Below are 14,427 nucleotides of genomic sequence, written 5' to 3' on the forward strand. Positions count from 1 at the left end.
GCCGCATGTACGGCGGTTGGCGGTCGCCCGCAATTCAATGGACGCCATGCTCAGGAGACAGACATGCGGCCCTCAACGCTCAAACGCTATCTTTCGAAGCTCTACGTTCAGGTTCTGATCGGCATCGTGGCCGGCATTCTTGTCGGCCACTTCTACCCGGATATTGGCGTCGATCTCAAACCGCTGGGCGATCTGTTCATCAAGCTGATCCGCATGCTGCTTGCGCCGATCATCTTCGCTTCGGTCGTCGTGGGCATTGCGCGCATGAACGATCTGCACGAAGCGGGGCGCGTAGGCGTCAAGGCGGTGCTGTATTTTGAAGTGGCGTCGACTCTTGCGCTTGTCATTGGCCTCGTGGTCGTCAACGTGGTCCGGCCCGGCAGCGGCATGAACATCGATCCGTCGCATATCGATAGTTCCTCGATCGCGAACTATGCCCACGCCGCGCAGGAACACACCATGCTCGGCTTTCTGATGAGCATCGTGCCGAACAGCATAGTCGGCGCCTTCGCAAACGGCGAAATCCTGCCGATCATCTTTTTCTCCGTGCTATTCGCCATCGCACTGGCGAAGCTTGGACCCCGCACCGCGCCGCTAGTCGATATGCTCGACATGTTCCTGCAAGGCATGTTTGGCGTCGTGCGCATCGTCATGTATGTGGCGCCGGTGGGCGCATTCGGCGGCATGGCGTTCACCATCGCAAAGTACGGCCTGGGCACGCTCGCATCGTTCGGACAACTGATGCTTTGTCTTTACCTCACCTCGATTCTGTTTGTCGCGCTCGTTCTTGGCCTCGTCATGCGCTTGTGTGGTCTATCGCTGTGGAAGTACCTGCGCTATATCCGCGACGAAATCCTCATTACGCTGGGCACGGCATCTACCGAAGCAGTGTTGCCACAAATGCTCATCAAGATGGAGAAACTGGGCTGCTCGCGTCCCGTGGTCGGCATGGTGCTGCCCACCGGCTACACCTTCAACGCCGATGGCACCGCGATCTATCTCACGATGGCCGCCATGTTCGTTGCGCAGGCCATGAATATCCATCTGACGCTGATGGATCAAATTGTCGTGCTTGGCGTGCTGCTGCTGACTTCGAAAGGATCGGCCGGTGTGGCGGGCGCGGGATTTGTTGCGCTGGCTGCGACGCTTGCCTCGATGCACAAGATTCCGGTGGCGGGTCTGGTGCTGCTGCTGGGCGTCGACCGCTTTCTGAACGAAGCGCGCGCCGTCACCAACCTGATTGGCAACGGGGTGGCGACGATTGTCGTGGCGCGATGGGAAGGGGCGCTCGATATGGATCGGGCGCGCGCGGTGCTCAATCGCGAGTGCGAATTCGATGTTATCGATACCCCCGAAGAGGAGCCGCATTCTGTGGCCAATCATCCGGCGGCCTTGCGATAGCCTTTCATTTTTCGGGCTCGTAAAGCCCGCCCAGGAATATCGATAGCGTCAAATCGCCGGGTAATCTGACCACTCTTTGACAGACAGCCCGGCGTAGCCTTTTTGATAATGGATGCCTTGATCCGTCGCTGCGCGTCAAGCGCGCGACGCCCACGGCTCCACTATCAGGCTTCCTATGCACCCTCCCGCATTGGCGTCGCAATCGCCGTATGGCCGCGGCGCGCCCGATTCCTTCGTGCATCTCCATGGCGTGAGCAAGCGCTTCCAGGTTGCCGGCCACACGCGCGCCATTCTTGCCGATCTCGACCTGAATATTCACCGCAAGGAATTCGTCGCCATTCTTGGCGAGAGCGGTTGCGGCAAATCCACTTTGCTGCGCCTGCTGTGCGGATTCGACAGCGCCTATGAGGGGCCGATTCTTGTCGATGGTGTCGCGCCGAGGATCGGCAACGACGAAGCCGGCATCGTGTTTCAGGACCCGCGCCTGTTCCCATGGCTCACCCTCGAACAGAACATCGCGCTAGGACTGGCGCGCTTCGGACTGGATCCCAGCGAAGTGCGCCAGCGCGTGAGCGAACACGTCGCGCTGGTCGGTCTCGCGGGCTTCGAGCGCGCGCTGCCGCATCAACTTTCAGGCGGCATGGCGCAACGCGTGGCGCTAGCGCGCGCGATCGTCGCGCGGCCCGCTTTTCTGCTGCTGGACGAACCGTTCAGCGCGCTCGACGCCCTCACGCGCTCGCAGATGCACGATCAACTGCTGCGTATTCGCGCCGCCGCCGATCTGACGATGCTGCTGGTCACCCACGACGTGGAAGAGGCCGTCTATCTGGCCGACCGCGTGGTGGTGATGGCGCCGCGTCCGGGTCCGCTGCGCGCCACCGTCGACATCGATCTTGCCTACCCGCGCAATCGCGCCGACACCGCATTCCAGCACGAGCGCGAGCGTCTGCACGCTTTGCTGGGTCATGGCGTTAATTCACACAGCTAATTCACGCAGCGAATTCACATAGCTGAATGCGTGCTTTGGACTGTCAAGGCATCGACAGATATTCGCGCAGTGCCCCGGTAGCATGGCTGTAACGGTCGTCGTCGCGCTTTTGTCGACCCTGGCAGGCAAGCGATCACGACCAGCATGACGAAGAAGGCGACGATTCTCAACCGCCTTTGCGTTTTTATTCATAAGGATTCCTTTTCATATCGAGAAGATATGTCAAAACTCAACGTAGTGGAAACCGGCGAGCTATCGATTCACCCGATCACGGGCCGTATTGGCGCGGAAATTCGCGGCGTGCGCCTGTCCGGCGATCTGCAACCGGCGGCGCTGGAAGCGATCAATGCGGCGCTGCTGCGCCACAAGGTTATTTTCTTTCGCGACCAGACGCATTTGACGGACCAGGAGCAGGAGTCGTTCGCCAAACTGCTGGGCGATCCGGTGGCGCATCCCACCGTGCCCGTGCGCGAAGGCACCGAGTATCTGCTCGAACTCGATTCGCTGCACGGCGGCCGTGCCAATTCGTGGCACACGGACGTGACGTTCGTCGACGCCTATCCCAAGGCTTCGATCCTGCGCGGCGTGACGAATCCCGAGATTGGCGGCGACACGGTCTGGGCCAACACGGCCACCGCCTACGACGATCTGCCGCCCGCGCTCAAGACGCTGGCCGAACAACTCTGGGCCGTGCACAGCAACGATTACGACTACGCGGCCGCCGCGAGCTACGCGCGCAACACGCTCACCGAGCAGGCGAAGGCCGCCTACGAGCGCTATCGCGAAGTGTTCGTTTCCACGCGCTATGAAACCGAGCATCCGCTCGTGCGCGTGCACCCGGAAAGCGGCGAGAAAACCCTCGTGCTGGGTCATTTCTTCAAGCGCTTTGTCGATCTGCCGGGTTCCGCCTCGAACCATCTGTTCGAGGTATTCCAGGGCTATATCACGCGCCTGGAAAACATCGTGCGCTGGCGCTGGCAGAGCGGCGATGTGGCGATCTGGGACAACCGCGCGACCCAGCACTATGCCGTGAACGATTACGGCGACGCACGCCGTGTCGTGCGCCGCGTGACGTTGGCGGGCGACGTGCCGGTGAGCGTGGATGGGCGCAGGAGCGTCACGCGCAGCGTGGAAAAGAATCCGAAGCTGGCTGCTGCGGCCTGAAACACAACGCGCGCGCCACGCTGCCGCGTGTTTCGCGCGGCAGCGTCAGGCAATACGTATTGAAAGTGCTTTATTTGTGGGGGTTCTCGTGGGACGTCGATTTTTTGCACATTTTTATGGCGCTTGCCTTATCGCGTTTGCGCTGCTGGCGCTGGTTTCGCCGCATGCCCGCGCGCAGAACGTGATCCGCATCGCGGTGCCCGATATTGGCGCGGCGTCGAAGCCCGCGGGCGGCGGCGTGGTCGACGTGCTTTACGCGAACCAGACGCTGGAAAAGGCCTTCCAGAAAGACGGCGAGAAGATCGAGTGGACCTTCTTCAAAGGCGCTGGTCCGGCCGTCAACGAGGCGTTCGCGAACCATCAGGTCGATCTGGCTTTCCTCGGCGATCTTGCCGGCATCATCGGCCGCGCGAACGGGCTCGACACGCGCCTGATCGCCGCATTGGCGCGTGATGTCAACGGCTATCTAGCGGTGCAGCCGGGGCAGGGCATCAAGGATCTGAAGGACCTCAAGGGCAAACAGATCGCGCTCTTTCGCGGTACGGCGCTGCAATTGTCTTTTGATAGCGTACTGCGCAGCGAAGGCCTGAGCGAGCGCGATTTCCGCGTGGTCAATCTCGACCTCAATAGTGCCGCTGCCGCGATTGCCGCGCATCGCATCGATGCCGTATGGGGGCCGTCGTCGCTCTTCATTCTCAAGGACAAGGGTCTGGTCGATATCCCGGTGAGCACGCGTGACCGCGATGGCGTGGGCACGTTCAAGGCCGGACCGGTGGCGTCGGGCGACTTCCTGCGTGCGCATCCCGAATGGGCGCAGCGCGTCGTGGCGAGCGTGCTGGAAGCGTCCAGTTGGGTATCGGATCGTAAAAATCTGGACGCTTATCTGCAACTGGAGCAGACCCGCGCGGGCACGCCCACTTCGGTATGGCGCAATGAAATCGGCGACAGCGATCCAGCCACGTTTTTCTCTCCGCTGCTCGATCCGTACTTCGTCAACGCGTTCAAGCGCGATGTGGAGACAGCGAAGCAGCAGGGCATGATCCGCCAGACCTTCGACGTCGATCGCTGGGTCGATGCGACGTATCTGAATCAGGCGCTTGCGCAGACGAAGCTTGCCGGGCGCTGGCAACCCTCGCACACGTTCGGTGAAGTCGAAAAGACGGCAAAGACGAATTAAAAGGTTTCTATAACAATATGAAGGACCACCACACCTTTTATCGGCTGACGGCGATTGCCGCAGCGGTTCTGGCGACGACTTCCGCATGGGCTCAGGACGATACGAAAGCTGGAACGACGACCGAAACCACCCAGGCAAAAGCCGAAAACCCCGTACAACTGAAGGAGTTCACGGTCACGGCGCGCCGCCGTTCGGAAAGCGCGCAGAAAGTGCCCGCGCCGATCTCCACCGTTAGCGGACAGGATCTGGAGCGCCAGCGCCTCTATCGCATCCAGGACCTGCAGCAGTGTTTGCCGAGCCTGAATGTCGCGTTCATCAATCCGCGCCAGTCGAGCATTTCGATTCGCGGCATCGGCAACAATCCGGCCAGCGACAATCTGGAGCCGAGCGTCGGCGTCTATCTCGACAATGTTTATCTGGGCCGCCCCGGCATGGCGGTGTTCGATCTGCTCGATATCCAGCAGGTGGACCTGCTGCGCGGCCCGCAGGGCACGCTGTTCGGCAAGAACAGCACGGCGGGCGTGCTCAATATCTCGACGCGGCCGCCCCAGTTTCATACCGAAGGCTATCTGGAGCAATCGGTCGGCAACGACGGCTATGCGCAGACCAAGGCGCATTTGAGCGGGCCGCTTTCCGAAACGCTGGCGGGCACGCTCGATCTGGAACACACGCACAGCGATGGCAGCGTGACGAATCTGTATAACGGCAGCCAGTTGAACGGTGTTTCGAATTACGGCGTACGCGGCCAGTTGCTATGGAAGCCGAACAACGATCTAAGCGTGCGTTTTATCGCCGATTACAACACGCAGAATTCGAACACGGGCGCGATGCTGCTCTACGGCGTGCCCACTGGAAGCACGTATGCGTCGCGCGCGGCGCTGCTGGGCGTGACGCCAGTGCTCAATCCTTCGCAGTCCCAGGTCAACACCGACACCACGCCGCACATGAACGTCCATCAGGGCGGCGTATCGACCGAGGTGAACTACAAACTGCCCTCCGGTTATTCGCTTACGTCGATCACGGCGGCGCGCTTCTGGGACTTCTCGCCAACCAACGACGGCGACGGCCTGGCCGTGCCCGCGATCACCGACACGGGCGTGCGCGTTGACGATCACCAGATCTCGCAGGAAGTGCGCCTCGCCTCGCCCACAGGCGGCCCGATCGACTGGGTGGTGGGCGCGTACTACTTCTACGAGCAGACCAACACCAACACCTTCACCGCGTTCGGCCCCGATGCGGATCTGTTCCAGTACGGCGTCAATCGCGGCATTCTGAATGGCGTGACGGCGGTGTCGCCAGCTTCGGTGGAAACCAACAGCGCCGCGCTGTTCGGCCAGGCGACGTGGCATATCAACACGCGCGCCGATCTTACCGCTGGCGTGCGCGGCACCTACGAGGACAAGACCGGCTACGTGAACCGTCTCGCGCCTTCGGGCGGCGAGGAACTTACCGGCTCGCTGCTCGCGCTGCGCAATGCGGCGGTGGGCGCCTACCAGTCGGGGCAACTCGGCCAGCACAGCATCAGCCCGTCGATGATGCTCAACTTCAGCTACAAGCTCACTTCCGACGTGCTTGCCTACGCGACGCTCTCGCACGGCGAAAAGTCCGGCGGCATCAATATGGCGGTGGGTTCCGCACCCACGCTTGGCGCGAATTCGCTGCTGTTCGGGCCCGAGCGCGCCAACGACGCCGAACTCGGCATCAAGAGCGAATGGCTCGACCATCGGCTGGTGCTCAACGCCAATCTGTTCTGGACGCAGATCAACGGCTATCAGGCCACCACCTACGTGACGGTGCCGTCGAGCGGACTTGTCAGCCAGGTGCTCGCCAACGGCGCCAATGTGCGTTCGCGCGGCGCCGAACTCGATCTGCGCGCGCGTCCCTTGCGCGGCCTGACGCTCGGCCTGAATGCGTCGTATGTGAACGCAACCTACAGCTCGTACACGAACGGCCCGTGCGCCGCCGAAGTCACGCTCGCCACCGGCGCGACCACCTGCAACCTCACGGGCAAGCCGGTCTCGGGCGCACCGCGCTGGATCGCCAACCTCAGCGCGCAATACGAGTTCTCACTCGGCCACGACATCGACCAGTACGTCACCGGCGTGTGGTCGCTACGCTCGAACCAGTACGGCACGCTCGACGATTCGCGTTACGGCCGCCTGCCGGGCTATGGAATCTTCAATCTTGCGACGGGCTGGCGCCTGAACAGTGGCGCGCACAAGTGGGACCTGTCGATCTGGGCGCACAACCTGTTCAATCGCCACTATTACCTGGCGTCTTTCGCGAGCGTGCAGAACACCTATACGGCGATGGCGGGCGACCCGCGCATGGTCGGCGCAACGCTTCGTTTTACTTATTGATTCAACCGCTTGTTACAGGCTCCAACAGGCTGCGAGGCCGACATGCTCAATACCGCTAATTCGACGATTCTCGACGACAAGGATGACGATGCGGCGCGCCCGCCGCGTGCGGTCCGCTTCAAGCGTGCGGGCGGCGAGGCCCTCTCCTGGTCCGCACTGCTGCCGTGGACGCTGCCCGTGCTCGTCTATCTGCTCTGGTGGAAAGCGGCGCACGCGGGCTGGATGTCGGCGCAGATCCTGCCCGCGCCCGAACTCGTCTGGCAGACCGCACGCGATCTGCTGCGCGACGGCCTCGTGTCGAATCTGCTCATCAGCCTGGAGCGGCTCGCGATTGGCTTCGTGCTGGGCACGCTGGGCGGCGCGTTGCTCGGCGCGCTCATGGGCGCGAGCGTGGTCGCGGAAGAACTGATCTCGCCGCTCTTCTATGCCATCGCGCAGGTGCCGCCGCTCGCGCTGTTGCCGCTTTTGATGGTGGTGCTTGGCATTGGCGAGGCGCTCAAGCTGGTGCTGATCTTCAAGGCCGTGGCGATCCCCGTGGCGATCCACACCCAGGCGGGCGTGCGTGCCATGCCGTGGCGGCTGCGTGAAGTGGCGGGCGTGCTGCGTCTGTCTGCCTGGCAGCGTGTGCGCCTGCTGGTGCTGCCCGCCGCGCTCCCCGCGTTCCTGACCGGCGTGCGCCAGGCGCTCGCGCAGGGCTGGCTCACGCTGATCGCCGTGGAGTTGCTGGCCTCGTCGGAGGGCATCGGCTACCTGATGGTGTATGGGCGGCAGATGTTCCAGCTCGACGTGGTGTTCGTCTGCATCGTCACGATCGGGCTGACGGGTTACGCGATCGATCAGGGCGTGCAGCGGCTGGATCGCCGGCTCGTGCGCTGGCCGCATGAAGCGCCGGGCGCGCGTGTCGCTGCCTCGCGACGCGGCTGGCCGCGCTACGTGCGTGGAGCGAGCCTGCCTGCGCTGATTCTCGCGCTCTGGGTGCTGGCTGCGCATGCGCATCTCGTCGATACGAACCTGCTGCCCGCTCCGGGCGCCGTGCTGCGAAGCGCGCTCGACGATCTGCGCAGCGGCGCGCTGCCGGTGCCGTTAGCACACACGCTCGCCCGAGCGGGCGAGGGCCTGGCGTTGGGCGCGTTCGCGGGCCTGGCGCTCGGCATTGCGCTGGGTGCGGTGACGTGGGTACGGCGCGCGTTCGGCCCGACGCTCACGGCCTTGCGTCAGGTCGCAATCTTCGCGTGGATTCCGCTGCTGACCGCGTGGGCCGGGCTGGGCGATCTCTCCAAGGTGATCTTCGTCGCGCTGGCGGCGTTCTTTCCCGTCGTGCTGGCAACGAGCCGGGCCGTCGAAGCGTTGCCCCCCGCGCTCGTCGAAGTCGCGCTCACGCTGCGCCTGAACGCCTGGCAACGGCTGCGCTGGCTGATCGTCCCGGCGATCCTGCCTGGCGTGTTCGCGGGGCTGCGGCTCGCGCTCGTCTATGCGTGGCTCGGCGCGATTGGCGCGGAGTATCTGATGCCCTCGGGCGTGGGCCTGGGCACGTTCATGATCGACGCCCAGCAACTGTTTCGTACCGACCGCCTGCTGGCCGCCGCGGTCACGATCGGCGCGCTGGGGGCCTTGTTCGGCTGGCTTGGCAGCCGCCTGGAAGCGTCGGTTACGCGCTGGCGCACGCGGCATTGACTGGACGCCTCAAATCTCACTGGAAACCTCGATATGACAAAGCAGTCTGGCAAACGTCCCAATGTTCTCGTGATCGTCGCGGACGATCTGGGCTTCTCCGACCTCGGCGCGTTCGGCGGCGAGATTGCCACGCCTAACCTCGACGCGCTGGCGCACGCGGGCGTGCGCTTCACCGACTTCCACACAGCCTCCGCCTGTTCGCCGACGCGCGCGATGCTGCTGAGCGGGACCGATCATCACGTCGCCGGCATCGGCACGATGGCCGAGGCGCTGCCGCCGCATCTGGCGGACAAGCCAGGCTACGAGGGCTATCTGAACGAGCGCGTGGCGGCGCTGCCCGAACTGCTGCACGACGCCGGCTATTTCACGGCGATGGCGGGCAAGTGGCACCTGGGGCTGACGCTGGAGCGTGCGCCTTCGGCGCGCGGCTTCGAGCGCTCCTTCGCGCTGCTGCCGGGCGCGGCCAATCACTATGGCTTCGAACCGGTCGGCGAGGACGACGAACAGCCGCGCCTGATGCGCTCGACGCGCGGCCTGTATGTCGAAGACGGCCTGTACGCCGAAAACCTGCCCGAAGACTTCTATTCGTCCGACGCCTTCGCGGACAAGCTGATCCAGTTCCTGGGCGAGCGCGGCGCTGACGATGAGCGCCCCTTCTTCGCTTACCTGCCGTTTTCGGCGCCGCATTGGCCGCTGCAAGCACCCGCCGATATTGTCGAGCACTACCGTGGCCGCTACGACGCGGGCCCCGACGCGCTGCGCGCCGAACGCCTCGCCAGGCAGAAGGCGCTGGGCCTGCTCGACGCCGAAGTGAGTGCTCACCCGGTTGTCGCGCCCACGCCCGAATGGGATGCGCTGTCGCCGCAGGAGCAGGCTTTTTCGGCGCGCACGATGGAGGTCTATGCGGCGATGGTCGAGCGGCTGGACTGGAACGTGGGCCGTGTGATCGAACATCTGAAGCAGACCGGCGAATTCGACAACACCTTCGTGCTGTTTCTCTCCGACAACGGTGCTGAAGGCGCGCTGCTCGAAGCGCTGCCGATCTTCGGGCCGGATCTGCAACGCTTTATCCGCGATTACTACGACAACAGCCTGGATAACGTCGGGCGCGGCAATTCCTACGTCTGGTACGGCCCGCGCTGGGCCCAGGCGGGCACGGCGCCGTCGCGGCTCTACAAGGCGTTCACGACCGAAGGCGGCATCCGCGTGGTGGCGTTCGCGCATCACGCGGCGCTCGGTGCGACGGCGCGGCGCGGTGTGGGCCATGCGTTCGCGACGGTCATGGACGTGGTGCCGACCGTGCTCGAACTCGCAGGCGTCGAGCATCCCGGCACGCACTGGCGGGGGCGCGAGATCGCCGCCGTGAAGGGCCGCTCGCTGCTGCCCTATCTGCGCAACGAAGCCGACGCCGTGCACGACGACACCCACGTGACCGGCTGGGAACTGTTCGGGCGGCGCGCGGTGCGCCAGGGCGACTGGAAAGCCGTGTTCATTCCCGCGCCGGCTGGGCCGGGCGTGTGGCAGCTCTACGATCTCGCGCGCGACCCCGGCGAAACCCGCGATCTGGCCGCAGCCGAACCGGCCCGGCTGCAAACGCTGCTGGCGCACTGGGAAACCTATGTGGAGGAAAACGGCGTGCAGGCGTTTGAGTTTGCGCCTGTTTGAAGCACCGACGACCATTCCTGCGATCCACATCGCATTAGCGCCGCAGTGCAGATATGGATAGCAGCAAATCATGGTTTGGGCGGGCGGGGATCAGATGCTCAAATGGCTTGAACATATCGTCCCCGGAGAACGAATCATGGCCGCCATAGCCAGGCTAGCGGAGCGGTTCGCTACGCCCGAGCGGCGCGCAGCGCTTGCGCCGCCCGTACCGCCCACCTCGTCCACCTCTTTCGGCTGGTCCAGCCACGACGCGATGTCGCGGCGCACGCTCGACCCGCTCACGCGCCAGCGCGTCATTAGCGCCTTCCTCACGAATCCGAGCCTGCAGCACTGGTCTGCGGGCGCGGCGGCCACGCTCGTCGATGCTGGCTATGAAAAGACCTGGCTGCATGGCGAACTGGTGGTGCCGTATCAGGCCGACTGCAAGGAGATCCTGATCGTGCTGGCCGGCGCGCTGGAAGCGAGCTGGGTGAGCGCGTCGGGCGCGCGCGTGATCGGCGAGTACATCCAGCCCGATTCGGTCATCAACATCATTCCGGCGCTCGACCGCAAAGGCTCGCTGTGTGACATGTATGCGCGCGGCACGGTGCGGCTGTACCATATCCCGCGCGAGGTGATGCTCGACCTGTTCGAGCGGCAGCCCGCCTTGATGCGCGGCTTTTTCGAGCTGATCTGCTCGCGCAACCGCGAACTGAACGACCGCTTTCGCTTCTCGCGGCTGGCGGATTTCAGCGCGCGCGTGGCCGAGCGGCTGCTCAGTCTCGCCGAGCGCTACGGCAATGCCGTCGATGCGGGCGTGGAGATCGGCCTGAAACTTTCACAGGACGATCTCGCGGCGCTGCTCGGCGTGTCGCGGCAGAGCATCAATAAGGAATTGCGGGCGTTTGCCGATCGCGGCTGGATCGAGATCCGCTATGGGCAGATCACGATCGTCGACAGCGCGGCCTTGCTGATGGTGCGCGAGGCCTGCGAGTAAGAGCGAACGCTTCAACTAACCCGATCAAACCAAGGATGCAGACATGAGCACGATTTACGACATTCCCGTGAACGCCATCGACGGCGCGCAAACCACGCTGCGCCCCTACGCGGGCAAAGTGCTGCTGGTGGTCAACGTGGCGTCCAAATGCGGGCTGACGCCGCAGTACGAAGGACTCGAAGCGCTCTACGAAGGCAAGCGCGCCGAAGGCCTGGAAGTGCTGGCGTTCCCCGCCAACAACTTCAAGGGCCAGGAGCCGGGCACGGATGCGGAGATCCAGGCCTTCTGCACCGGCACCTTCGGCGTGAAGTTCCCGCTGTTTTCGAAGATTTCGGTGGTCGGCGACGACCAGCATCCGCTTTATCGGTCGCTTACGCAGGCGCAGCCGCAAGCAGCTGGCGACGGCCCGTTCCGCACGCGCCTGGAAGGCTACGGCATCCAGCCGAACGCGGCGCCCGACGTGCTGTGGAACTTCGAGAAGTTTCTCGTGAGCCGCACGGGTGAAGTGGTTGGACGCTTCGCGCCCGATACGGCGGCGGACGATCCGAAGCTCGTCGCCGCGATCGAGGCGGAACTGGCGAAGGGGTAAGCGCCTTTTAAGAGCGCAGTTGTTCAGGACGCCTGTTCCGACTTCCGCTTCTGCGCCACCAGCACCCGGCTGCCCGCATTTGCGGGCAGCAACACGCTGTCGACCGTGGCCAGCAGCGCCACGCAGGCGATCATCCAGAACGCCAGCTGAAAATCGCCTGGCGTAGCGTGCCCCGCGGCCGTGCCATGCCACTGCTCGGCGAGCGACAGCAACAGCGCGCCGACGGCAATCCCCATCCCCGCATTCATCTGCTGCAGCACTGAAAAGAGCGTGGTGGCGTCGCGCATCTGCGGTTGCGGCACATCGGCGAAACCGATTGTGTTGAGCGCCGTGAACTGCATCGAACGCGTCATGCCGGTGAAGAACAGCAACGCGCACACGAGCCAGTACGGCGTGGCCGCGCTCAATTGCGCACAGGCCGCGAAGCCGGCCGCCACCAGCAAGCCGTTGACCAGCAGCACCGTGCGAAAGCCGAAGCGATGCATGATGCGCGTCGTGCCCGGTTTCATCGCCAGATTGCCCGCGAACAGCCAGAGCAGCAGCGAGCCTGCCTGCACCGCGCTATAGCCAAAGCCAATCTGGAACATCAGCGGCAGCAGGAACGGCGCGGTGCCGATGGCGGTGCGAAAGAGCGAGCCGCCCAGCGCGGTGACGCGAAACGTGCGGATCGCAAACGGCGCCAGGCCAAACAGAGGCTGCGCTGCGCGCCGCAGATGCCACACGCTCAGCGCGAGCAGGGCGATGCCACCAATCAGGATGCCGAACGAAACGGCGCGGGGCACGTCGGCGCGGCTGATCGCCTCGATGCCCGCCATGAAAAGGCCGAAGCCCAGACCGCTCAGCACGAAGCCTACGGTGTCGAAGCGCTGCGTGATCAGCGTGCCGTTGCGCACGAGCAGGCGCGCGGCCACGAACGCGATGACGCCCAATGGCAGATTGAGCAGGAAGATCCAGTGCCAGCTCCAGTGCGTGCTGATCCAGCCGCCCACGGGCGGCCCGAGAATCGGCGCGACCAGTGCGGGCCAGGTGAGCAGGGCGATGGCGCGCACGATGCCTTCCTTGGGCGTCTCGCGCATCACGACGAGCCGGCCGACCGGCACCATCATCGCTCCGCCAATGCCCTGTACGACGCGCGCGGCGGTGAAGCTCAACAAGCCCTGGCTCAGCGCGCAAAGCAGCGACGCGAAGGTGAATACGGCGATGGCGAGGCTGAACACGCGGCGCGCGCCGAAGCGGTCGGCGGCCCAGCCGCTCACGGGAATAAAGACCGTGAGCGCGACCAGATAGGCCGACACGCCCACCGAGAGATACGCGGGCGCGGTGCCGAAATCGCGCGCCATCGCGGGCAGCGATGTACCGATCACGGTGGCGTCGAGGTTCTCCATGAAGAACACGCCTGCGACGAGCAGAGCGATAGCGAGCCGCCGACGGGCGGCGAGTGGGGACGTGGCGTCCATGCGAGGTGGTCCGATGCGGTTGAGGCTATTCGCCTGGCGAAACTCGCATCTTAGACGAGCGCTTCGCCGCGCGTGCGGCGCGCCCACTCGCCAGCGTTAGTTCGTCCGGGTTAGCTCGCCCGGGTCAGCTCGCCTTCAGCCAATGCATCACCTGCTGCCAGTCCGCCATCGTCATCGCGCCAAACCAGTCGTCGTGATCGGCGCTGCCCAGCATCATCAGATGCGCATTGCCATGCGCGCTGGCGAAGTGCTGCGCATGCACCACGGGAATCAGCGTATCCTGCTGCGCGCCGACGATCACGAGCGGCCCCGTGTAATGGGCCACGGCGGCAATCGAATCGAAACCGTCGTGCAGCAGCCAGCGCACCGGAAAGATCGGATACTTTTCCGCGGCGACATCGGCGAGCGAATCCCACGGCGTGATGAGCGCAACGCCCGCAATCGAAGCCTCGTTGCCATTCACAACCTGCGAAGCCATCCCCGCGCCCAGCGATTCGCCCACCAGCCAGACCGGGCCGCCCCATTGCGCGAGCGCAGCCTCGAAGGCGTCGCGCGATGCGGCGAGCGCCGCCTTCATCGTGCGCGCACCCGGGCGGTTGCCATGCCCCGGATATTCGACGATGACGGCGCGATAGCCCGCACGCACGAAGATATCGGCGAGCGGCAGCTTGGTTTCGGCGGATTCCTCATTGCCGTGATAGACGATGAAGGTGCCGCGCGGCGCCTGGCCCGCCGGCGTCACGACGTAGCCCGCGTATTGATCGTGTACGTGCCACACGCCGATGGTGTCGCCCGCGTGCGTGAGCGAGCGCAGATCGGGCGCGTCGGGCGTGGAGGGCAGCAGCAGGCGGTCCTGCATCAGAAACAGCACCAGCGCCGCAACCAGCCAGGCGGCGACCGCAAAGCGTAAGCCATAAGAAAGCAGCCGCATGCTCGATCTCGCGCATTCGATTTGGTGAAGGGATCGCGCCAGTAT

11 protein-coding genes are annotated in these 14,427 nt (G+C 64.4%); 9 read left to right on the forward strand and 2 right to left on the reverse strand.

All coding sequences use genetic code 11. From position 1 onward, the window contains the following. Positions 1-63: 63 nt before the first annotated feature. The 9 genes from VG320_RS25405 (at position 64) to VG320_RS25445 (ending at position 11,994) form a co-directional block, all read left to right on the forward strand. Positions 64-1,401 (forward strand): dicarboxylate/amino acid:cation symporter, encoded by a 1,338-nt coding sequence (locus VG320_RS25405; protein ID WP_327202824.1) that lies wholly within the window; start codon positions 64-66, stop codon positions 1,399-1,401. A 235-nt stretch (positions 1,402-1,636) separates the two neighbouring features. Continuing rightward, positions 1,637-2,389 (forward strand): ABC transporter ATP-binding protein, encoded by a 753-nt coding sequence (locus VG320_RS25410; RefSeq protein ID WP_327202825.1) that lies wholly within the window; start codon positions 1,637-1,639, stop codon positions 2,387-2,389. 219 nt (positions 2,390-2,608) lie between these two features. Then, on the forward strand, positions 2,609-3,553 hold the full coding sequence (locus tag VG320_RS25415) for a TauD/TfdA family dioxygenase (RefSeq protein ID WP_327202826.1): 945 nt from the start codon (positions 2,609-2,611) through the stop codon (positions 3,551-3,553). A gap of 88 nt (positions 3,554-3,641) precedes the next feature. Continuing rightward, positions 3,642-4,730: an ABC transporter substrate-binding protein gene (locus VG320_RS25420; RefSeq protein WP_327202827.1), complete on the forward strand. Its 1,089-nt coding sequence runs from the start codon at positions 3,642-3,644 to the stop codon at positions 4,728-4,730. A gap of 17 nt (positions 4,731-4,747) precedes the next feature. Further along, positions 4,748-7,090, forward strand: a complete 2,343-nt coding sequence (locus tag VG320_RS25425; RefSeq protein ID WP_327202828.1) for a TonB-dependent receptor — start codon at positions 4,748-4,750, stop codon at positions 7,088-7,090. Between the two features lie 42 nt (positions 7,091-7,132). Continuing rightward, positions 7,133-8,764 carry an ABC transporter permease gene (locus VG320_RS25430; protein WP_327202829.1) on the forward strand — a complete coding sequence of 544 codons (1,632 nt, stop codon included), beginning with the start codon at positions 7,133-7,135 and terminating at the stop codon, positions 8,762-8,764. Between the two features lie 33 nt (positions 8,765-8,797). Then, complete coding sequence (locus VG320_RS25435; protein ID WP_327202830.1) at positions 8,798-10,429, forward strand: arylsulfatase; 1,632 nt, start codon at positions 8,798-8,800, stop codon at positions 10,427-10,429. Positions 10,430-10,565: 136 nt separating this feature from the next. Next, entirely contained in the window at positions 10,566-11,405 is an 840-nt protein-coding gene (locus VG320_RS25440; RefSeq protein ID WP_327202831.1) for a Crp/Fnr family transcriptional regulator, read from the forward strand. 43 nt (positions 11,406-11,448) lie between these two features. Further along, entirely contained in the window at positions 11,449-11,994 is a 546-nt protein-coding gene (locus VG320_RS25445; RefSeq protein WP_327202833.1) for a glutathione peroxidase, read from the forward strand. Positions 11,995-12,017: 23 nt separating this feature from the next. Here VG320_RS25445 and VG320_RS25450 read toward each other — a convergent pair whose 3' ends face one another. Together VG320_RS25450 and VG320_RS25455 are read right to left on the reverse strand one after the other, a co-directional pair. Then, positions 12,018-13,451 (reverse strand): DHA2 family efflux MFS transporter permease subunit, encoded by a 1,434-nt coding sequence (locus VG320_RS25450; protein WP_327202834.1) that lies wholly within the window; start codon positions 13,449-13,451, stop codon positions 12,018-12,020. A 124-nt stretch (positions 13,452-13,575) separates the two neighbouring features. Next, the gene (locus VG320_RS25455; protein ID WP_327202835.1) at positions 13,576-14,382 is read right to left on the reverse strand and encodes an alpha/beta hydrolase; all 807 of its coding nucleotides are present in this window, start codon (positions 14,380-14,382) and stop codon (positions 13,576-13,578) included. Positions 14,383-14,427 lie beyond the last annotated feature (45 nt).

The sequence above is a fragment of the Paraburkholderia sp. genome (assembly GCF_035948235.1).
Classification (GTDB): domain Bacteria; phylum Pseudomonadota; class Gammaproteobacteria; order Burkholderiales; family Burkholderiaceae; genus Paraburkholderia.